Origin of the sequence: Shewanella sp. 10N.286.54.B9, assembly GCF_041468565.1 — a bacterium.
Taxonomy (GTDB): domain Bacteria; phylum Pseudomonadota; class Gammaproteobacteria; order Enterobacterales; family Shewanellaceae; genus Shewanella.
The window spans coordinates 75,483-98,497 of sequence record NZ_JBFRIY010000022.1; the positions used below are offsets into that span (position 1 = coordinate 75,483).

The window sequence follows — 23,015 nt, forward strand, 5'->3', positions numbered from 1 at the left end:
GCCATGAGGTTGGTTTTTTTATGCTTTAAAAGGCTTAAAAGCTAAATGTTCGAAGCCTATTTTAAGTTTACTGTCCTTTCTTGAACGGCTGATAAAAGTTGGTACGATGATGCACTGCAATCTCTTCTAGTGCTAATGGACCGTCTTGCCAAGGATTACCATTGTCATAGAGTGACTCAAGCACGTAATAGCGATTACCATGTTGACCTAATAACTGCCAACTTCTGTATTGACGATAGAAGCAGTTACTATCACTACGAGGATCACAATTACTGCTAGTTGGATTACCATTTACCCATTCAAGCGAACGGTACAGAACCACTTGATTGTTTTCCATATACCATTGCAGAGGTGTTGTTTTGTACAAAATGCTGCCATCTGCAGAAGTTGCTTTTAGGTTCGCACTGCCGTCAGCTAACAGCTCCCATTTGATCCCATAACCCATTACATCATATTTGGGCTGACTGCTGCTAAAACCATGATCCCAGTTACCCACCAAATCACTGGCTTGCCAACTAGATGCTGATAGTGTGGTCGCCATATTAGAGTACTGTACATTGATTTCGTCTTTTTCATACAGGGCAAATACCGAGGCGCCACCTTTACGGTCAGAGCGATCGTCAAACAGCTTTAACCAACGGATGCTGTAGTCACTAAAGCTCATTATTAACACGCCATCAGCATCGATAAGCCAAGTGAAATTAGCGTTATCTTCCAACACTGAACCGCTGCCATTATCATTGAACTGATAGGTCATTGCAGGTAAGCTATTTTGCAGGCGATTTAGTTCAAGTGCAGTTTCAGAATAATGTTCAAAAACAATAGACTGTCCTTGTAGATCTTTCTCTTGCCAAACCTCTACGTCATCGATATTAAAGGCCGTGAAATACATCTCTTCATCGATGATTTCGTTGGCAACCTCTGCGCCATTATCTCTATCTACACACACTCGATGGCGTTTAAAGGTTTCGACAGCTTGTTGCACACCTTTAAAGCGTCCCTTGATCATCTCAAAACGTTTATTTATCGGTGTATAGGTACAAGTAGCAGGCTCTGCGACCCCTTCTATCCAATTAGACTGAACTTGGGTTGACCAAGATGAGGCATCAACCACAATGCCACTGCCATCAACTGACCAACTCGCTGTGGTGATTTCGTCAAGACTCTGTTGGGTAAAGATTCCATTTTCAGCAAAGGTATAAGATAAGTTAAATGGCAGGCCTAATCTAACAGTGCCAGGTGCACTAGCTAAGGTCGCATAATAGGTTTTACCGTTGGCTAAGAATTCACTCGCCTTATTGCCCGTTTGCTGCTTTTGTTGACTTAGTAATGAATCAAACAGCACTTTGCCAGCGTCGTCGGCATAAATTTCACTTAAGTACTCTTGAAGCCCAACCATGCCATTGCTGGTAGGGACGAGCTGATTTTGCTCCTCTGCATAACTTAATGCCGTCGCTATTTCTAATAGCAGCTCAGTATCAACACTTTTATATTGTGTCGCTAATACTGTGGCATCAGTGCTTGGATCATTTATAAAGTCTTTATCGCCAAAAAGTGTGACTAAATACAGGTAGTCAGCGGTGGTTAAGCTGTTGAGATCAGCTTGTACATCGCCGTTAATCGCAGTCGTCTGTTGTGATGCTGTGACTCTCGCTATTACTGCTTTATTTACTGCTTGCTGCTGCACATTGATATTTTGCAGTAATTCGGCTATTTGCCCTGTACGGACAAGTGGGTTTTGAGCCATATCAGCACTCAATTTGTAAGAACCTTGCTGCTGTAATATATCGATATCAACAGGTAGAACATAATTACCATCAGCATCGGTTGTGGTAACAAAGTTTTGCTCATTTAGAGTCAATGTAATATCGGTATCACCAACATTTGCGCCATTATTGTTAGCATTACCTGACAGCTCGATATTGTGGTGGGTGTTATTGATGGTGAAATCTAGCAACAACTCTGTTGATTCACCGCTGTCATCGGTGGCGACAAATTTAAGCTGGCCAGCTTCTGTCTGAGTAACCTTGGGCATTGTTACGGTGAGCGTGTCGCTCATTTCACCCGAAAGTTGTGCCGTGCTGCCCGATACTTGTTGCCACTGGGTTGTGGCTATATCGCCATCTTCATCTGCCACTGTGGCTGTTAGGGTGTATGTCTGGCCTTCATCAATTTGAGTCAGGGGGGCTATAGTGGCAGTTGGAGCAATATTGTTGCGCAGTAGCACATCGACTGAGATTGAGGTGGATGCGCCGTCATTATCTGTGACGGTTAGCTTGAACGTCACAGTTTGATCTTCATCTACCATAGGTATAGTGAGATTTAGACTGGCGCTTTCTGTATCGACCATCTGCACCGTAATACCCGCTGTTTGTTGCCATTTGTAGCTGGCTATACTGCCATCGCTATCAGTAGCACTAGCGTTGATTGTTAGCGGCAATCCTTCTTTGATTGTTAAACCTACAATCGGTGCTATTTGTGGTGTTTGGTTCTGAAGAGGCGGCGTTGATTCATCTGAGCTGCCACCACAAGCGGTTAACGCCAATGTTAGCGGCAATACTGCCAATGAAGCGAGTGTTCTTTGAGACATACGTTACCTTTATTATATTTTTATTGGTAAACCTATTGCCTACATAAAGATTGGTTACTGCTTTAATTCCTTTTTAAGCACTTACAATATATGCAGTGTTTAAGGTTGTGACTGTTGTTAACTCTTGCTGTAAATTTACATTGTTGCAACCAATTAGCAACCAATTCTTTTTTGGAGTATTGATGTATAGGGGGAATGTCTGTTTTGTTGTTTTTATGTGGAGTAAACTTCTAAGTCTGGCTGAGAGAGAGAAGTTAATCACTGCAGCGCTGAGGCAAAAAGCAGTTATATACTTCTAGCATAAGAAGGTATTGGTAACTCATTAGGTGTTATTTAAGAATAGCTATCAATGCTTTAAGTTATGTTTCCTTGCGTTAATCGGGTTTTAGTAATTCTCTTTTCTGTCAGAACAGTTGAAGCATGTTGCTAGATTGAATCCATTATATGCTAAAAACTTCCCCCTTAACGCAGACCACGTTCCTTTAGCAATAAACACCTAGAGGCAGATGGCTCAGAGGAAAATACAAGCTTATAAAACTCAATAAAAAACCAGCTTCTCAGCTGGTTTTTATTATCGAAAAATATTCGATAAATTACTTAATAAAGCACACCTTTGCACCGCCGCGATACTCACAGTAACAATCGACAGGGTTAGCGGCACAGTAGCGTTGTTCATCTTGCATCGGGTTAGCATTAACCGCTGCGATCAATCCTGCACCTAAAGATAAAGTAGTCAGTACTGTGAGTAGTTTAGTTTTCATCATCATCCTTAATTAAGACCAACTGCAAACATCTAGCCTAGTCAATTTATTCGCGCCGAATTACGCGTTACAGAATTAGCATAAACGACTATGTAAATGAGATTCAATAGCCTAAAAGTTTAGTTTGTTGGGTTGCCAAATTTCTTATATACGTACAGCTAATTTTTCATAAAAGATAATATGTTAAGGCTCGAGAAGGTAAGCTTAACAGTTAAAAATTAAGTGATAGAGCACACAATTTTGACTCGAAAATGGTTAACTCGGTTGGGTATCACATACAGATAAATATCCAGCGTGTTAGCCTCATTGCTAGAGAATGATGGCTCTAGACACAAGAGATACGCTGAATATCAAATCGGTATCAGTAAGATGATGACTTTATAAAAGGGTTTATCATAATGAAAAAAGTTTTATTGGCGGGTCTTTTAAGCTACTTGATTGCAGGACAAGCAAGCGCAGAGCAGTTGGACCAAGATGTGGCATTAGGCATGGCAAGCCTAATGATTTGTACCACATTTTACGCTGAACATGACATGCAGATAGAAGGTAGTATTGTTGGGCAGTCTGCCATGGCGCATAGAGGTGCTGGTATTGAAGATATGGTGATGTCAAAGGAAACAAGTGACGCACTGGATCTCTATATGAAGAACTTCCAAGCGGCCAACAAACAACAGCAGGTTAACATCTGTGATGGTGCCATAAAATTTGCTAGAGAAAGTGAATTTGTTAAAGCGAGTTAGTCTTTATTGAGACTTGCAGGCCCTAGTGGTTCAGCGACATTAAACAGTATTGAAGCAGCTAAGCCTGAGCTTAACTGCTTTTTTTATTTCTAATAGATTGTGAGTTCTATCAATAGAAACTCATATGACAATTAACCTTTATTGAACGGCTGATAAAAATTAGTACGGTGGTGCACTGCAATATCCTCTATCGCTAATGCGCCGTCTTGCCAAGGATTACCATTGCCATAGAGTGGCTCAAGCACGTAATAACGATCGCCATCGTTGACTCAATAACTGCCAGCTTCGGTACTGATGATAGTAGCTATCGCTTCGCGGATCACATTGGCTGGTTTCTATTGAATTTTAAAGCCCTATAAGCTTGTGGTCTCCTTCGAGCTTTCAGCCGTTTTGGTGTTTATTGCTGGGGTATAATGCTCTGCACTAATCGGTAATTTTTTAGCGGATTTGGCTGCATAACGAGTTATTTTCTTATGGATTGGCTTTTGAGCAATAGTGGCTAATATCTCTTTATAACGGCCATTCTCGCTGTTGCTTAATACTTTGCATAGCCAAGCAAGTGAGTCTGCAAATTGGTCATTTTGGGTGTCTTGGTTGTCCCAAATATACTGCGCAATATGATCGAGTGCTGCTTGATCGGTTAATGGTAGCTTTATAGCCTCTCTTGCGGCGCTGCGAATTTGAGTCACATCGTTGCTGACAAGGCGAGAAAGTAGATCGCGAACATCGGCAGAAACTGCAGAAATATCAGCATCAGTTTGTTTGGATTTTAGGTCAACCAGCCAATGTGTCTGCTCATACCTCAGCTCCATAGAGCCAAAGTTAATGTACGATAAACGCAAATTTTGAAACGTCTGACGGCCAATAAAAGGGCGACTATAACTACGAATATATTGCCCGACTCCGTCTGGTTGGCCAAGCAATGAAAGTACCACTTCTAAGGTGTCGCCAACTTTTACTCGTTGGAAGTTTTCAGCGGTTGCACGAATATGCTTAGGGTCACTCAACGCTACTTGCACAGTGTAGTTTGTAGCATCAAATTGTAGCTCTTCAGTGGTGTTGAGCGCTTTGATTGCCCCTTTAAAGTAACGCTTAATTTTATTAGATTGAGCCAGCTTTAACTGCTCGTTTAGCAGTTTTTGGTATCGCCCTTGTTTACTCTCACCAATGGCTTTCGCCAGCCAAGAGATCGTGTCATCAAACTCTGGATTACTCTTGTCACCATTGTCATTCATCGACCAAATAGTAAAGGCCGCTAAATCCCATAGTTCGACATTATCAGGTAGATCATGGTGCAGCGCTTTGGCACCTAGTTTTACATTCTGCAAATTATTACTGTTGAGTAGGTCCGCGTAGACAGATTCTTTACTGTCAAAAGCTGCATGAGCACTGAAAGTAAATAGCATTAAAAGGTAACGATGAGCTGTTTCATTTTGAGGTGTGTCCATTAATAGTAGCCAAACGTAAATGTCTGAAAACCTTCCTTAGTTAGCACTATGATGACTGAAATTTGCCAGAGCTTCAATTAATTGCGGTTACTCTTATTTAGCTGAAGTTGATGTGATTGAGTTTGCGCATATGAGGCTGAGTTAATTTTTCACTGCTGATGCCATGGGCGTATTCAATAGAAGGCGTTTGTCTAAAGCTGCTATGGATAGATTGAGTATTGGCATTAACGAATTATTTTCGTATGAAAAACCAGCTATCAATCTAAAAGCTATCATGCTAGGTTAAAATGTAAGCGGTTACATTTTTACGTTTCAGTGAAATTTAACCATATTTACGATTTACAGAGTGACACCATTTTACTGTGGTGTAGTGCTAAGGTGCTTCAAGGATGCAACAACAAATCATAAAGGGACGCGCGGGTTTAGTGCAGCAAGCCTCTAGTCAAACCATCTCCTTAAAAGAAAAACTGGGTTATGCCTGTGGTGATGTCGCCTCAAACTTTTACTGGCGAGTGTTTGATGTCTTTCTATTTATTTTTTATACCGACGTGTTTGGCTTATCGCCTGCCGTCGTCGGTACCATGATGTTGGTCACGCGGATTATTGATGCCTTTTCAGACCCTCTCATGGGCGCATTAGCGGATAGAACTAACACCCGTTTTGGAAAATTCAGACCCTATCTCATATGGGGGATCTTACCTATTGCCGCTGCGGGCATACTGACTTTTACCGTTCCCGATCTTGATGAGCCAGGTAAAATTGCTTGGGCTTATGCGACTTACATTTTGATGATGCTGGCCTATACCTTTATCAATGTACCTTATGGTGCATTGCTTGGGGTTATCACCGCCGATACTCAGTCACGCACAGGACTGACTAGCTTTCGCTTTATTGGCGCTTTTTCTGGCGGAACCTTAGTGGCTTATCTCACTCCTGAACTGGTGAGCTGGTTAGGTAATGGTGATGAGGCGCTAGGCTGGCAATTAACCATGATGGTCTACGGGGTTGCAGCAGCTGTGTTATTTACTATTAGTTTTACTGCCACCACTGAGCGCATTAAGCCAGCGGCGCATCAACAAACCCCTGTTAAACAAGATATCAAAGACCTCTTTAGTAATCGCCCTTGGATAATTCTATTTTGCTTAGCGCTCATTATCATGATGACAATCTCGCTCAGGGGCAGTACCGGCACCTTTTATTTTAAGTATTACGCCGAGCGTGAAGATCTCATTGGCAGTTTTGCCATGGTGTATATGCTGGCCTTGGCAACGGGGGCTGCACTCACCCCTTTACTGACTAAATGGTTCGATAAACGCCGTTTACTGCTGATTTTGATGACGGCTGTGACGCTATTATCGGCGCTATTTTACTTTGTGCCTAAGGACAATATTAGTTTGATGTTCAGCTTACAAATATTGATAGGTTTGTGCTTGGGGCCAAAGTCACCGCTGGTATTTTCAATGTATGCCGACACCGCAGATTATTCTGAATGGAAAAATAAACGCCGTGCCACGGCAATGATCTTTTCGGCTGCCTCTTTTGCACAAAAACTTGGCGGCGCGTTAGCGGGGGGAATGATAGGTTGGTTGCTTGCTTCAATGGGTTATGTTGCCAATCAAGTGCAAAGCGGTGAGTCTCAGCATGGCATCGTGCTACTGATGACGTTATTACCGGCGCTGTTCTCTTTGTTGTCATTAGTGGTGATTCGCATGTACCCATTAGATGATACGGCGCTGCAACAGCTACAACGGGAGCTAGTTGAGCGCCAGCAGGGGGGATTTAATGATGCCCGTGGTTAATGCTAACAACCCTCTGTTCACTATGAGCCAGCACAGTGTGCAGTTAAATAGCGCCACGGCGATGCCTAAAGCATCGGGCTTTTTGTGGAATAGGCAGATGATGCTGCACATGAACTGTCGCGGCTACGCAACTGCTCAGTTCATGCAACCGGAACCGGCAAAATACAGCCACGGACCAATGCTAGAAGCTAAAACATTTATGCAGCCTGAGCATAGTTATTTTGCGCATCATCCTGGGCGATTTTTTTATATCAAAAATGAAGATACTAACGAGTTGTTTTCCGTGCCTTATGAGCCTGTTCGATGTCGTTCACAATCTTTTAATTTTGTGCAAACTAGCGCAGCAATAAGTTGGCAGGTGGAATGTTTTGGCTTATCGGTTTCGGTTGAAGTTAATTTGTCCGCAAGCGATGCGCTTGAAATGTGGCAAGTCGAAGTTAAAAACAGTAGCAATAGCGCAGTTAACATCAGTATCTACCCGTATTTCTCGATTGGATACATGTCGTGGATGAATCAGAGCGCAACTTTTGACTCTGCTATTAATGGGATTGTGGCGACAAGCGTTACTCCTTATCAAAAGGTGGAAGATTATCCAAAGCAGAAGGATTTTAAAGATCTAACCTTTTTAATCGCTGAAGATAAACCCGATAGCTGGACCGCAAATCAATATGGCTTTGAGGGAGAGGGCGGCTTGGCCAATCCCGACGCCATCCATGATTCTGTATTAGCGACCAAAGTTAGCGCCTATGAGCCGCCTGTGGCGGTAATGCAATATCGCCATTGTTTGCTGCCAGGTGAAACTAAGCGGCATCGATTTGTGTTTGGCCCTGCGGCTAATAAAGCCGAAGTTAAGCAGATCCGCCAGCGCTATTTTGGTGAAGCTAAAGCATTTTCTGCGCAGCAGCAGCGCTACACAGATTATGTTGAGTCAGGTAAAGGTTGTTTGAATATTAATAGTGGTGATCCGCTGTTCGATCCGTTTTTTAATCAATGGTTACCGCGGCAAATGTTTTATCACGGTGATGTCAATCGCTTAAGTACCGATCCACAAACACGCAATTTTCTGCAAGACAATATGGGCATGAGCTACATCAACCCTACTATTGCTCGGCAATCCTTTTTATTGGCGATGTCGCAGCAATTTTCCTCCGGTGCTATGCCTGATGGTGTGTTACTTAGCGAAATCGCAGAACTTAAATACATCAATCAAATTCCCCATACCGATCACTGTGTATGGCTGCCCATTTGCGTGATTGCTTACCTCAATGAGACGGGGGATATCTCGCTGCTAGATGAACCGGTTAAGTTTGCTGACAGTGAGCAAGCCTTAAGTGTGCATCGCCATATTGAGCTTGCCTTAGGCTGGTTATTGCAACGTAGAGATAGCCGTGGCCTTAGCTATATTGAACAGGGGGATTGGTGCGATCCGATGAATATGGTGGGTCACAAAGGTCGCGGGGTTTCTAGCTGGTTATCTTTAGCGACAGCGTTTGCGCTGCAGCAATGGGCCCAAATCAATCAAGAGCTTAATAAAGACCATGTGCACTTACTGGCTGCGGCCACTGAGATCAATACTGCGGTGAATCAGCATTGCTGGGATCAAGACTGGTTTGCTAGAGGGATAACCGATGACAATGTTGCCTTTGGTGTTAAAGCGGATGCAGAAGGTTCTATCTACCTGAATCCTCAAAGTTGGGCGCTGATGAGCAAAGCGACGAATACTGAGCAGACAGCAAAAATACTCACGGCCATCGAACAGCAACTCATGACGCCCTATGGTCCTATGATGTTGGCGCCAGCCTACACTGCTATGCGTGAAGATGTGGGGCGGCTAACACAGAAGTATCCAGGCTCGGCTGAGAACGGCAGTGTTTATAACCATGCGGCAGTGTTTTATGCCTATAGCTTATGTTTGATTGGCGAGCATCAAAAGGCATTTGAGATCCTAATGAAAATGCTGCCTAGTCAGCAAGATGCGCTTATTAGAGGCCAGTTGCCCACCTTTATTCCAAACTATTACCGTGGTGCTTTTTTTCAGCATCCTCAACAAGCAGGGCGTAGTAGCCAGCTATTTAATACCGGTACTTTAGCTTGGTATTACCGCTGTATTGTGGAAGAGATTGTGGGCATAAAAGGTGAATTAGGCTGTTTGATTATTGAGCCGCATCTTCCTAAAGAGTGGCCTAAAGTGGAACTGCGACGAATGTTTAATGGGGCCGAACTGCTGATCAAGATTGAGCAAGCAGCCGTTGAGCAAATGAGCATTCAAGTTAATGGCGAGTATGTCAGCAGTAATCGTCTACAAGGGTTGGATGCCGGCAAAAGTTATCAATTGGTTGTGCTTGTTCCTTGGTCTACGCAGCCCAATTAAGTTAAGGAGGGGGGATGAGTATTAACTCAACGAGTGGCTGCAGCATACCGCAATTGATTATTGTCATGGGGGTCAGTGGCTGCGGTAAATCAACACTAGCGCGGCAACTTGCAAACGTATTAGCTGCGCAGTTTATTGAGGCTGATGATTTTCATAGCGCAGCCGCCAAAGCCTGCATGGCACAAGGTATTGCGCTAACGGATGAGCAGAGACTGCCATGGATTGACAGGCTGCTGCATCAGGTTAGTAACTTGACAGGGCAACCAATAAATATTTTGGCATTTTCTGGACTCAAGAGAGCACATCGAGATTGCTTTAGGACCTTGGGTTATCGGACGTTGTTTATCTGGTTAGCCGTCGATGAAGTTGAGGTTTTACAGCGGATCAGTAAGCGTAAAGATCACTTCTTTCCGGCTTCATTATTAAAAAGTCAGTTTAGCGCACTGGAACAGCCGACAGATGAATCCGACGTTTTGGTACTGTGTCAGAATGAGAATGTTGACGATCAAGTGATACGGATCCTTAAAACCCTTGCAATAAATGTTACCGATAACAAGCTTGGAGTATAGGCGATTATGCAGTTAGAAAAGGACTTTAAACCATGGTTACTATTGGCGCTATTGCTACCTATATCGATGACTAGTTTGGCTTATGAGGCACCTTTTGCTGCGAAAGAGCCAATCATTGACGCGGTTGCTGATGAGGCTATTTGGCAGCAGGCAAAATGGCATAATATCGACCAGCTGATTTTAGGGCAGCCGCCTAGCGCTGAAGATTTTAGCGGTCGTTTCAAAGTGGGATGGACTAAAGAGCACTTGTATTTATTGGTGGAGATCACTGACGATATTTTGTTTGATCAACACGCTGATCCTTTGAAGAGTTACTGGGACGATGATTGTCTAGAAATATTTATCGATGAAGACCATTCTGGCGGTGAGCATCAGTTTAACTTTAACGCCTTTGCTTACCATATCGCACTGGATAACCAAGCGGTTGATATCGGACCAAATTATCAAGATGGTCGGACCCAATTTATGCTTTTGAATCAACATGTAGATAGTCACTGGCAACGCCAGAGTGCACGGGATAATAAGATTATTTGGGAGGTCAGACTAGAGGTACATGATGCCACCTTTTCAGCTATAGGGCAGAATAGCTCTAGAGTGGAGTTAACTGCTGGGAAAACCATGGGCTTTATGCTGGCTTATTGTGACAATGATGGTTCAAAAGAGCGAGAACATTTTATCGGCTCCGAGGCTATTGAAGCTGTAAACGGCGATAAAAATCTAGGTTACAAAAATGCAGATGTGTTTGGTGAACTAAAGCTATTGAAAGCCGTGCCATAACAAAAGTGCATTGCCTGGCAATGCACTTAAAAATAAAGGTTATGTCCAATGTTTAGCGGATTACTTGGCCTTATAATTAATGCGATAGATGGCATTAGCCGCATCATCGGAAATGAGCAGAGAGCCGTCTTGCATAGTAAGCACGGCAGCGGGGCGCCCCCAGCTTTGCTCACCTTGCAGCCAACCTGACGCAAATACTTCAGAGCTTGCCACTTTATCGCCCTCTAACGTGACTCGAACGACTCGATAACCAACCTTTTTACTGCGATTCCAAGAACCGTGCTCAGCAATGAAGATGCTATTTTTATAACTTACAGGGAACTGTTTACCTTGGTAGAACTCCATGCCTAACGCGGCCACATGGGCGCCAAGATTTAGCGCTGGGGCGCGGTTGTTTATGGTGTTTGCTTTACTACCAAACTCAGGATCGAGAATGTCTTGGTTATGTATATAGGGAAAGCCAAAATGCTGCCCCTCTTTAGAGACGTGGTTAAGTTCGTCATCGGGTAGATCATCGCCCATCATGTCACGGCCATTATCGGTAAACCATAAATTGCCAGTCTGTGGGTGAAAATCAAACCCGACGCTGTTGCGAACTCCATTAGCCACAGTTGTGACTTGCTTAGTGTCAACGTTGAGTTTAATGATGCTGGCAAACGGAGCGTCGCTTTCACATACGTTGCAGGGCGCGCCAACAGGGATATAAAGTAGACCGTCCGGACCAAAGCGGATGAACTTCCAGCCATGATGTGACTTGTTAGGCAGCTTGTCATACACCAATTCAGGCTCTGGTATTTTAGGCAGGCTTGCTTCTATATTGCGGTAACGCCAAATCTTATCCACCTCTGCGACATACAAATCGCCTTGGTGAAAAGTGATCCCAGATGGCAGAAAAAGATCACTGGCCACTTCAAACATGCTATCCGCTAGGTAGTCGTTATTACTGTCTATCAGTGCATGTACTTTGCCCGCTTTACGGCTGCCGACAAACAGTGTGCCTTTATCTCCAAGCGCCATCTGCCGTGCGTTTGGCACATTGGCTGCGTAGGTAGATATTTCAAACCCCTCAGGCAGGACTATTTTATCAATCGGTAGGGCTGCATTTGCGATTGATGGCAGTAGTAAACTCATTGAAACGCTCAGTTGTTTTAGCACAAGCTTCATCCTTGTTATTGTTATGCTCCCATAATAGAGCTAACTGGCTGCAGATGAAAAGTACCTGCTCGATCACAAGCATTATTTTATCTCGTTATAGCGCTTTAGTTACTGCTAAGTGGGTCGCTAATTAGTATAAAGGCAATATACTTAACCAATTTGCAATATAATTACTCGCTAATGCTAATAATGGTTAGTAGATTTGTCTTTTTACGATAAAATAACTGATTAATTACCTGTAAATGTTGGCCTTTCAAGAATATTCTGGCAGGTTATATATTACAGTCTGAATTTTAAGCTAATGTTTGGCAGCCATACAAGTGGAGCGTTGAATGATAGAGATTGATGTCTCAGCTACTCAACAAGCTCGATGGGGAACCTCCGTCGACATGCTTGCACGTGTTTCAGGTTGCTCAGTTGCATTATTAAAGATGGGTCATGATGGCTGCTTTGATGTGCTCTCTGCTACCAGGATGAGTGCTGCGAGTTTAGAACGTCTCTGTCAAAATTGTACTCAACAGGCTTCTCCCTATTCACAAGCATCAAGCTCTCCAGCCCGCTTAAATCAGCAAGAGATTATTAGACCTATAGCGGCTAATGACCAATACTTTGAAGTTGATTTAAGCTGCTCAATGCCTATCCATTGGCCGTCACAGGCGCTATTTGGCTATTTGTGCATTACCCAAGAAAGCCCTCAAACAGTCGCCACTTTAAGTAAGGCAGATTTAAGACTATTGCTCAAACAGTCTGCCGATAGTATGGAGTTGGATCTAAGTAAACTTTACCGTGATTACCGTAAGAGCTTGCAGCGTAATCCGGCTGAGCCGCTTAATGTGAGCTTGCAGCAATTTATCGATGCAATGAAAGAGCATGTATGGATGAAAGATGCTGATGGCCGCTACATTTTTGTGAATCAAAGTGTTGAAATGGCCTGGGAGCTATCACAGCAGCAAATCCTTGGTCATACCGACGAAGAGTTATTTCCTCCATATCTAGCGCAGCAGTTTATCGAAGGCGATAAAGCATCTATTACTAAAGGCGTGCAAGTGACAGCTGGTGAGTGTAAAGGGCTGGATATTGGTAATGTTGAATCTTGGTTAGAGACCACCAAAGTACCTGTTGTCAGCGATGCTGGAGAGCTTGCCGGTATCATTGGTATTTCCCGTAATATCTCAACCCATAAAGCGGCACAAGATCAGCTAGAGCTCGCATCCCGCGTATTTGAAAACTCGGTGGAAGGGGTGCTGATCACCGACGTTGATGGTGTGATTATTGATGCCCATGGCGCCTATACTCAAATCACTGGTTTTGATAAAAGTGAGTTAATTGGTCAAACCCCTAGAGTGTTTAGCTCGGGGCGGCATGATAAGGCTTTTTTTGAGTCCTTTTGGCAATCATTACTGACGAGTGGTAAATGGCACGGTGAGATCTGGAATCGACGTAAGAACGGTGCCGTGTTCCCACAACTGCTAACCATTAGTGCGGTCTATGGCGATGAACATGAGATCCGTTATTTTGTTGCCGTGTTTGCTGACTTATCAACCCAGAAAAAGAATGAGGCTGAACTGGCCCATTTAGCCTTTCATGACCCTCTGACTAGATTGCCTAATCGAATGGCGGTCACGTCTCGCTTAGAGCAAGAGATAAGACTGGCAAACCGCAGCGAATATCAATTAGGTGTTATTTACGTTGACATCGATCTCTTCAAGCAAGTTAACGAGAGCTTTGGTCATGTTATTGGTGACGAAGTGCTGGTTGAACTAAGCCAACGTTTAACCTTAGCACTAGGCAGCCTAGCAACGATCGCTCGTCTCGGCGGTGATGAGTTTGCAGCCATTTTGCCGAATATTGAAAGTAGCGACATGTTGTTACTGCGGCTCAGTAAACTACAGCAAGTTTTTGAACGGCCCTTCATGCTAACTGGACATGGGCCTGTGAGATTGACCGCAAGTATGGGAGTCGCTCTTTATCCTCAAGATGGTCGGGATTCCAGTACTTTACTGGTTAATGCTGATGCCGCTATGCACCGAGCCAAACAAGATGGCCGTAATAATTATGCTTTTTATACTCAATCATTAACGTATGAATCGGTTGCGCATTTAAAATTACAAAGTGCGTTGCATGATGCACTGGCTCAAGATGCATTTTACTTGGTGTATCAGCCCAAGGTTGATTGTCAGACCAAAGCATTAAATGGTTTTGAAGCGTTGCTACGTTGGGATGACCCGGTGTTAGGCAGTATTTCGCCAGCTATTTTTATTCCTGTCGCTGAGAAGATTGGCCTAATTCAGGAGGTTGGACGTTGGGTATTGCAACAAGCGTGTGAGCAGGGTGTGCTTTGGCTGGCAGAAGGCAAAGATTTTGGCCGTATTGCAGTCAATGTGGCTGGGCCGCAACTGCAACGACGCAATTTTGTCAATGAAGTCGCGGACGTGTTAAAAGCCACAGGCTTACCTGCGAATCGTCTTGAATTGGAGGTCACGGAAAGCTGCATGATGTCAGATCCTGAATCTGTTGGCAGTGATCTTATCTTGTTGGCTGAGATGGGAATTATGTTATCTGTTGACGATTTTGGTACCGGCTACTCATCGCTTAACTATCTTAAAAAACTACCGATTAACAAGCTAAAAATTGATCAAAGCTTTGTTAGAGATATCCCTGAAGATGTCAATAATACCGCAATTGCCAAGGCTGTGATTGCGTTGGGCCATTCGCTTAATTTAAAGGTGATAGCTGAAGGTGTTGAAACGCCAGAGCAGGCACAATTCCTTGCAGATAATGGCTGCGATGAAGCTCAAGGCTATTTGTACAGTAAGCCGAAAAAATCAGCTGAATTGGAACATTTTTTTAAGGCGCCATACAGTCTCTAACGCTTAGGTTATAGTGCAGCATTAAAATTTGCTAGAGGCGTGACATCGCCTGCTTGCATGTTATCAATATAGATATTGCCAATTCTGACTCTGACCAATCTAAGTGTGGCAAAACCTACTGCAGCGGTCATCTTTCTTATCTGACGGTTTTTACCTTCGCATAGCGTTATTGAAACCCAGCTTGTTGGGCCATGTCTTGGATCGCGGATCTTACGGCCTCTTACTGGCAGCATTGGCTCTTCAGCCAACCTAAAAGCATTGCAGGGTAGTGTTTGATACTTCTCGCCATTAATGCCGATCTCTACACCTTGTTGTAGTGCCGTTATTGCGTTGGCTGTGATATCGCCGTCGACTTGTACGTAATACTCTTTTTCTATGCCTTTACTGCGGATCTGGTGACTCATCATGCCGTCTGTTGTCAGTAACAACAGCCCCTCTGAGTCGTGATCTAGTCTGCCAATAGCCATAGTTTTTGCTGGGAAGTTAAACAGTTCACCGAGTAGCTTTTTACGTTTACGGGTTTCAGGTAGAAACTGACTTAAAAACCCATAGGGCTTATAAATCTTAAAATGTTGATGGCGGGTGAGATCTGCAGTAGCGCAGGCTTGTTCTTGATCGTTTAACGACATCTAGGTGGTCTTCATCAACATTTAGGAAGTGCCATTATAAATATCATCGCGGTTTCAAGCCAATTTAGTCTGAATTGACTAATTTTTATATCAAACACCAATACAGATGACAGCGTTGTCATTTGAGGTTATAGTTATGTTACATGACTCGTTGGCAATAGCGTATTTAGCTGCTGTTATCGCTGTTTCTGTTGTCGCCATATTGCTATGGCATTGCAGTGACTGTTAGGTAATCACTTTTATTGGATTCATTTATGCAAATCGTAATATTAAAAGACAGTGCTGCAGTCGCGGCCTATGGCGCAAATATTTTTATAAAACAGCTGCAGAAGAGATCAAACTCAGTGCTGGGCTTAGCAACAGGGTCAACGCCAGTTTCGCTGTATCAGCAGCTGATTGAAGCGACCAAGGCTGGCAATATTTCATTTTCTAATGCCACGACGTTTAATCTTGATGAGTATCTTGGCCTTGCTGGCAGCCATCCGCAAAGTTACCGTTACTTTATGAAGCAGCAGTTGTTTGACCATATCGATATAGATCAAGCAAACACCCATGTACCACCAGGTGATGCCGCTAACCCAATTACCGCTTGCCAAGGTTATGAACAGCAGATAGAAGCTGCTGGTGGTATCGACATCCAGCTATTAGGGATAGGTCGTAATGGCCATATTGGTTTCAATGAACCTTCATCGGGTTTAATGTCGCGTACACGTGTGAAGACGTTAACTAAAGCCACCATTGACGATAATGCGCGTTTCTTTGAAGCGGATGAGTATCAACCGCACCTGTCGATCACCATGGGGATTGGCACTATTATGGATGCCAAGAAGGTTGTGCTGTTAGCGACAGGGAAAAATAAAGCACAAGCGATTAAGGCGACAGTTGAAGGACCGTTAACAGCTGCTTGCCCAGCATCGGCGCTACAGATGCATAAAGACGTGGTGCTGGTGATAGATGAAGCCGCGGCTGCTAGTTTGTCTGATTGTGACTTTTACAAACATATCGAAGCTGAGAACCAGAAACTAATGGCTAGGCTCGGGCTATAAAGGTCGTCAAAAATTGTAGGGCAAATCTAATTAGTAAAAAGGGACGAGCTAAGGCTTGTCCCTTTTTTGGTTTAACGCTTGAACAACTTATCTAGCGTTAACCGCCCTTAGTTATGAGTGATTTAAGCATCACCAAACTAGGCTAGCGAATCACCTCAAATACCACCGCTGTTCATATGTTAATTATTTGTATACTCTAAATTGGTTAAGATAATTTTAAATTTAAAAATAGGGTCTGAAGGTTCATAGGCCTTAATCACTTATTGAGAGTATAAATTATGCTAAAAAAATTCTCGATTGCGGTACTGATGCTCATCGCGCTGCCCTTTATTATCGCGTTATTCGTACAGAAAGAGTATTCGGTTGTCACCCAAATCACTATTGATAAACCCGTCGCCGAAGTGTTTGATTATGTGAAGCGTCTAAAGAATCAAGACAACTTTAGTGTCTGGGCACAGATGGATCCTGATATGGTTAAAAGCTACCGCGGCACTGATGGAAGCGTAGGTTTCGTATCTCGTTGGGAAAGCCAGTTAGAAGATGTAGGTGTTGGTGAGCAGGAGATAATGCGCATTGATGAAGGCAAGCGGGTTGATTTTGAGTTGCGATTCTTTTCGCCTTTTGAGTCAACCGATCCAGCTTTCATGAGCACCGAAGCCGTAGGTGCTAACCAAACATTGGTGCAGTGGGGCTTTGATGGCCATTTAGATTACCCAATGAATCTGATGTTTTTGTTTGTTGATTTCGAATCCATGATTGGCAATGATCTTAACCAAGGGCTTAAGCAGTTAAAGCAAGAATTAGAAGCTAGATAAGTATTGAAGGGCAAAAAAGGCTCTCGGATGAGAGCCTTATCATTTATTGGTAGTAATTAGTGAAGTTTACGACGGCCAGCGAGTAAGCCTAATAGACCTAATGCTAAGAAGCCTAAACTACCTCCACTTGAGTCAGTTGCTGGCTCCTTTTCCACTGGTGGAGCAGGGAAGGTGCATGAACCGTCATCACTGTTGGCATTGGCATCGTAGTTAGTGGCTGTTGAATCCGTACAACCACTTTCTACGCCATCAGAGCTTACCGTCAGCATAAAGCTGGTTGAAGCTTGATCTGAAGGATACGCCATATCATGCACTGTCACAGAAACCATGGTCTCACCAAACCAATCAGTATCTGGAGTAATAGTGATGCTATCACCGTCAACGACAGCACTTATGTTATCGCCTGCGACAATAATGCCGTTGTTGGTGCCCTTAAGATCTGCGTAAACCACGGCTAAAGTTATCGAACTATTCTCTGCAACCATTTGGTCAGTATACCCCGCAACTTGAATATTGCTTGGTGATGAAACCGTATGAGATACCGTGACTAACTCGGAATCAGCATATTGACTGGTGACGGTAACTGCATTATCAATCCCAGTAGCGTCAGCAGACACTCGAGCCGAGAAGTTGATTGTCAAGGCTGAGCTTTCAGGACCTTGGTAGTTTGCACATACAAGCATGCCTTCTGTCACTTTGTCATCAACATCATTAAAGGCGAAACCGTCATTTAGCCAACCTTCAACGGGTCTATATGTTGCGCGCTCGCCATAGTAACCATGCAGGCCAATTGAGCCGAAGTGTGCATTAGCCGTTTTAATCGCTTGATAACCAAACATGATCTCATGGGCTCCAGGCGCAAAATCTAACTTAGTTGAAATTATAGTCTCAACGTCAAAGTAAGCTGATGCATCGGGGTTACGGTTACCGGTAAAGCGGTTATAGATCTCTTCGCCACCTTTCCACTGGAATACCAGGTAATCATCAATCACAGCACCAAATACTCGGTTTGTAACTTCGCCGATATCTTCACGAAAAGCCGATTTAGGCATCATTACATCTCCACGCCACAATGGTGCGACTATCGTGTCAGGGAAGCTTTGGAAGCTATCTTCAAACTCTCGATGGTAGTTATAGAAATCAGGCATTTCATCAAATTTCAAATAACCAAATGGTGAAATTTCTAACAGATCATGCAGCATCTCTTTCTCTGCACCATATAGAGGCACATGGGGTAGATCATTCGCTGACATGGGAATGCTAAGGTACTGGTTTGAATAGCCATCTAATCCCAAATGCGTAAAACCGTATTGGCTTGGAATATCCACATAAGTATCACTGTCCGCCTGCATCTGCACTGGTATGCGACAGGTCGAATCTTCAATGCTGGTGGTATACACGTAGTGACGAGGCGTATCTAATGAAGACGGTTGAATAGTATTAAAAGCAATAATATTATCATCAACTGTCATATCTTCAGCATATTGGGCTAAACCTGAAACTTGAATACTGTCCTCTATTAACTGCAGTCCTACTGCAAGCTCTGTACTTAATGTAAGTGGGCGCTCGCCGCCTAATAAGTTAGCTGCAAGTTCTACTGTAAACTCAACAATGTCGCCCTCTTTAGCGCTGGTTTGACTCGCGTCAATAAGAGTATCAGCCCCTGCATGAATGAGCTGAACTGGGATATAACCTAAGTTATCATCATTATAACTATCGCTGCCGATGCCCACGTAGCCGTAGTAAACATCCCCCTCCTCAGCATCTGCTAAATCGTAGTTTAACTGTACGCGATAAGGATCCATACCATTCGATGAGTCAGGCCCTACTGCAGTGAGATTTGCTTGTTCTTCATCTGCTATGATGGCTAAGGCGAAGATCATGCTATCGGCAAGGTTATCTTCATCTTCATGTTCATATTTGTAATTTGAACCGTAGGCCCAATAGGTGCCAGGCATTGGATTATTAATCGCACAGTAGTCATTATTATCGATGCGAGAGTAGCAGATGGCTTCTTCATACCACTGGATCTCACCATCGTTATTGACATCTAAACCAATATCAATAGAGGCGTAAGCGTTATAGTCTGCGCTCACAACTTCCCAAACGATGCGCTTTGTGCCTTCTGGCACTTCAAAGAACTCGACGACTTGGCCATCATCGGTACGTTCTTTGGCTGTACTTTCGAGGGTGCGTGCATCACTACGTTGCATCTGCATATCAAACAGTTCAGCCTTCACCAGACCATTTATACGACTGTTGAAGGTTTGGATCTCTGCGGTGGTGATTTCAGGCGTTAAGATATGTCCTTGTTGACGATGGATTTTACCCGACACATTTTCTGGCATGCTGTTACCGCTGTAACGAATGCTAACAGGTAAGTGCTGCTGCGGCATATCAGTGCTTGCTGGCGTGATGGTGACATCACCGAGCAAACGTAATTGCGATGAGTCTGCGCCAGGAGCTTGTACTTCTAGCACTTTAGCCGTCAGCATAATAGATTGAGTTTCACCTTTACTAAGGCTAAACGACTTAGGTGACACCTCAAGTGAAAGCATGTCAGCACCTTCCATCGCTAATGACTCAGCATTGACTGTCCAGCTGCCATCTGCTGTCGCTGTAAAAGTGCGCATCATAGTACAAGTGCCACTGCAGCTTTCATTATAAAAATACGGTAGGTTTAATGTATTTACAGTACCGCCATTTTTAGGGTTGGCAGCTCGATAGTTATCAGCCGTTTCATCCATGATGAGGCCAGCTTTAAATGCACGGGCAACATTGATGACACCGCTGCCTGCATCGTTATAGCCTGCTGGCTCTAGCCCTTCAAATGGACGTTGTTCGGTGGTTCGAGTAACATTGCTTAAGCCGGCGGTTGTCATTAATGCAGATTGGATCTGCGCCGCAGTCCAGTTGGGTTGTGCTTGTTTTAACAGTGCCATTGCACCAGCAACATGAGGCGCGGCCATCGAGGTACCACTAATGGTATTAAAATCACCAGGGATCCCAACATTAGTGAATGGCATTTCATCGGCCCAAGCCGCATAAATATCGACGCCAGGAGCTGCAAGGTTAGGTGACATCACTTCTGGGTTATTAAAGTTATGACCACGTGATGAGAAGTCGGCAACAGAGTTTGCAACTCGATTGCTAGTAACTACACTTGAAGCAGTGATGGTTATTTGATGATCGCTACCATCAGATAACCAATCTGATAGACCAAACCAATTTGTTGAGTCATCACCGTTATAGCTGGCGTAAGATAGGTGAATACCAGGGATGACATAAGGGTCATTATTGACCGACTGACTTGAGCTTGAATTGCGTAAGATGAAGCCTCCTGCGCCACCATCAGCAACATTGATCGCTTTTTGAACTCGGGCAATATCGCCACGCTTACACACTACGATAGGTGCGGTTTCATATGGGACTCCATCAGGAGAGTTATCAAAGAAACCAGCGGGGAAAGTGTCATTACACTTTTCATATTCCCAGCCGTAAGCTTTAGCTTCAACAACAGGCCCTGTATATTCTGTTGAGATCCCTCCCCCTGTGATTTCTGGTAGTGTTTGCTCACCGCCGCTTGAGCCAGTGAGCATTTTACCTTCGACACTAAACTCTCGCGAGTGTGTGGTTGCAGCAACTGAGGTAACCCAAGGTGATAGATGATCAATCGCACCACGTCGCTCATTTGCCAGCGAAGGATCAAAAGAGTTCCCCGCAGATGCAGATACCGAAATGCCCGCTTCACGAGCAGCTAAAAATGCCATTTCAATTGGACTTTCCCATGGAAAAGCACCATAGGCCGTGCCAATGGAGTAGTTGATTACATCTACGCCATCTGTAATTGCATCTTCAATGCCGGCGAGTAAAGCTGAACTTGGGCAGCCTGTATAGCTGTTTAAGCTTGCATCACCGGGATGACATACTTGATACATGATTACATTTGCATGTGGGGCTACCCCAGAGATCCGAGGCAAAATTAGATTGGTTTCTTTACCATCACTGGCAACGCCTACATCTGGCACTTTAAACGCGCTATTGAGCAGAATGTTTCCTGCTACTGTCGAGGCCGTATGAGAGCCATGCCCATTGTAATCTTCACCGTTCGCAGGTCTAAGTGGGCCTTCAATTTCCCACCAATCTTTGTCAGGTTGAAAGCTGGGATCGCTGTAAGAATCGGTAATGACGGGGTATGAGCGCACACCGATGAGTTTGTCATTACACATACTCGCAAACTCTTGTTGTTCACAATCACCGAGATAACCGTCGTAACGAGTAGGTAATTGATGTACATAACCATCATCGCCTTGTACAGCAAATGACGCATGGTCTGAGTTAATGCCAGTATCTAAAACGCCGACAACAATGCCTTTCCCTGTATAGGCTTCAGCAGTGATTTCACCACTCCAAAACTTGTCAGCGCCGATATGCTGTGGACCCACATCAGTATGTAGTTGGTATATTTTTTCGCGGGTTACACTGATGACTCCGACCATATCTGCCACTATCGCAGCTTGATCTTGAGTCATACGCATAGACATGCCGTTAAATGCTAACTGATAGCTGGCAATAACGGCGGAGTTTCCAATAGAACTAGAAATTTGAGCAAGCACATTCGCTTGTTTTTGTTCTAGATAGGTACGATATGATTGTACTGTACTGCTGTTTATATCGAGTTTGTCGTGCATCTGAGGGCTCAGTGATGCTGGAATGGTATTTTTTCTTGGGGTTGTAGCATTTAATCCTGCAACACCACCCTGGTATAAGGAAACGGGTTTATCTGTTAACTCAATAATGTAAGTTTGTTCACCGATAATATTGTCTTCATAGATAAACGTAACTTTTTTATCACTACTCGAAATAGCACGATGAACATTACGACCATTACTATTTCTTGTGTTTGTTTCTATTTTAGCCGTTAAACGATCTTTATTTTTGTTTTCGTTGTATTTAATGATTGAATCAGTCACCACAACTGGCTTTACTTGTGGCGTTGTTGAACTTTCACTTTTGGTATTGTTTATACTGGCTCCTACCGCCCCCGTATAAATTGCTGCCAAAGTCATAATGTGAATTTTTTTAAATTTCATGGTTATCTCTTTTCTTGTTTGTTCATTAAAATAATTATTTAACAAGTTGATCACATGTATATTTAATGGCTACTCATTAAACAGTCCAATGATTTTTTTGAATCGGAATATAGTGAAAGTGAATGGTTGTTTAGTATTGAGGTGTAGGTAGTAGTGATTTCCTAGTTAATGTCACTATAAACAATGATTTGATTTTAATTTGATGTGGTGAATGCTTATGTTTGATAAGAAAAAGATAGATTAAAGATAAATATAAAAGTCAGCGATACAAAATGATGCAAAGAGGGTGTTATTGCTGCTTGCAGTGACGGATATATTCGAATAATGTGATTTCATCAAGACGGTTTTTATT

At 43.6% G+C, this 23,015-nt stretch carries 14 protein-coding genes; 8 read left to right on the top strand and 6 right to left on the bottom strand.

Going from position 1 to position 23,015, the window contains the following annotated elements; genetic code table 11:
• Positions 1–67 precede the first annotated feature (67 nt).
• Together AB4135_RS08620 and AB4135_RS08625 are read right to left on the bottom strand one after the other, a co-directional pair.
• On the bottom strand, positions 68–2,590 hold the full coding sequence (locus tag AB4135_RS08620; RefSeq protein ID WP_371992048.1) for a PKD domain-containing protein: 2,523 nt from the start codon (positions 2,588–2,590) through the stop codon (positions 68–70).
• A 593-nt stretch (positions 2,591–3,183) separates the two neighbouring features.
• Complete coding sequence (locus AB4135_RS08625; protein ID WP_371992050.1) at positions 3,184–3,351, bottom strand: hypothetical protein; 168 nt, start codon at positions 3,349–3,351, stop codon at positions 3,184–3,186.
• 398 nt (positions 3,352–3,749) lie between these two features.
• Here AB4135_RS08625 and AB4135_RS08630 point away from each other — a divergent pair, with 398 nt between their 5' ends.
• The gene (locus AB4135_RS08630) at positions 3,750–4,091 is read left to right on the top strand and encodes a hypothetical protein (protein ID WP_371992051.1); all 342 of its coding nucleotides are present in this window, start codon (positions 3,750–3,752) and stop codon (positions 4,089–4,091) included.
• 353 nt (positions 4,092–4,444) lie between these two features.
• Here the strand turns inward: AB4135_RS08630 and AB4135_RS08635 are convergent, their stop codons facing one another.
• Positions 4,445–5,539 (bottom strand): hypothetical protein, encoded by a 1,095-nt coding sequence (locus tag AB4135_RS08635; RefSeq protein ID WP_371992052.1) that lies wholly within the window; start codon positions 5,537–5,539, stop codon positions 4,445–4,447.
• A 389-nt stretch (positions 5,540–5,928) separates the two neighbouring features.
• On the opposite strand from AB4135_RS08635, the gene AB4135_RS08640 reads away from it, so the two are divergent.
• From AB4135_RS08640 to AB4135_RS08655, 4 genes are read left to right on the top strand one after another with little or no spacing between them, the layout of a single operon-like run.
• Complete coding sequence (locus tag AB4135_RS08640) at positions 5,929–7,338, top strand: MFS transporter (RefSeq protein WP_371992053.1); 1,410 nt, start codon at positions 5,929–5,931, stop codon at positions 7,336–7,338.
• Entirely contained in the window at positions 7,322–9,709 is a 2,388-nt protein-coding gene (locus AB4135_RS08645; protein WP_371992055.1) for a GH36-type glycosyl hydrolase domain-containing protein, read from the top strand. Before AB4135_RS08640 ends, AB4135_RS08645 begins: the two co-directional genes overlap by 17 nt.
• Before the next feature lie 14 nt (positions 9,710–9,723).
• On the top strand, positions 9,724–10,278 hold the full coding sequence (locus AB4135_RS08650; RefSeq protein WP_371992057.1) for a gluconokinase: 555 nt from the start codon (positions 9,724–9,726) through the stop codon (positions 10,276–10,278).
• A 6-nt stretch (positions 10,279–10,284) separates the two neighbouring features.
• Entirely contained in the window at positions 10,285–11,055 is a 771-nt protein-coding gene (locus AB4135_RS08655) for a sugar-binding protein (RefSeq protein ID WP_371992059.1), read from the top strand.
• A 60-nt stretch (positions 11,056–11,115) separates the two neighbouring features.
• Here AB4135_RS08655 and AB4135_RS08660 read toward each other — a convergent pair whose 3' ends face one another.
• The gene (locus tag AB4135_RS08660; protein WP_371992060.1) at positions 11,116–12,219 is read right to left on the bottom strand and encodes a sorbosone dehydrogenase family protein; all 1,104 of its coding nucleotides are present in this window, start codon (positions 12,217–12,219) and stop codon (positions 11,116–11,118) included.
• 323 nt (positions 12,220–12,542) lie between these two features.
• Between AB4135_RS08660 and AB4135_RS08665 the strand changes: the two genes are divergently transcribed.
• The gene (locus AB4135_RS08665; protein WP_371992062.1) at positions 12,543–15,080 is read left to right on the top strand and encodes an EAL domain-containing protein; all 2,538 of its coding nucleotides are present in this window, start codon (positions 12,543–12,545) and stop codon (positions 15,078–15,080) included.
• A gap of 8 nt (positions 15,081–15,088) precedes the next feature.
• Here AB4135_RS08665 and AB4135_RS08670 read toward each other — a convergent pair whose 3' ends face one another.
• Positions 15,089–15,709, bottom strand: coding sequence for a pseudouridine synthase (locus AB4135_RS08670; protein WP_371992064.1), 621 nt, complete (start codon positions 15,707–15,709; stop codon positions 15,089–15,091).
• A 254-nt stretch (positions 15,710–15,963) separates the two neighbouring features.
• Between AB4135_RS08670 and nagB the strand changes: the two genes are divergently transcribed.
• The gene (gene nagB / locus AB4135_RS08675) at positions 15,964–16,755 is read left to right on the top strand and encodes a glucosamine-6-phosphate deaminase (RefSeq protein WP_371992066.1); all 792 of its coding nucleotides are present in this window, start codon (positions 15,964–15,966) and stop codon (positions 16,753–16,755) included.
• Between the two features lie 278 nt (positions 16,756–17,033).
• Positions 17,034–17,570 carry an SRPBCC family protein gene (locus tag AB4135_RS08680; protein ID WP_371992067.1) on the top strand — a complete coding sequence of 179 codons (537 nt, stop codon included), beginning with the start codon at positions 17,034–17,036 and terminating at the stop codon, positions 17,568–17,570.
• Between the two features lie 56 nt (positions 17,571–17,626).
• Here AB4135_RS08680 and AB4135_RS08685 read toward each other — a convergent pair whose 3' ends face one another.
• On the bottom strand, positions 17,627–22,663 hold the full coding sequence (locus AB4135_RS08685; RefSeq protein ID WP_371992069.1) for a S8 family serine peptidase: 5,037 nt from the start codon (positions 22,661–22,663) through the stop codon (positions 17,627–17,629).
• Positions 22,664–23,015: the final 352 nt, after the last annotated feature.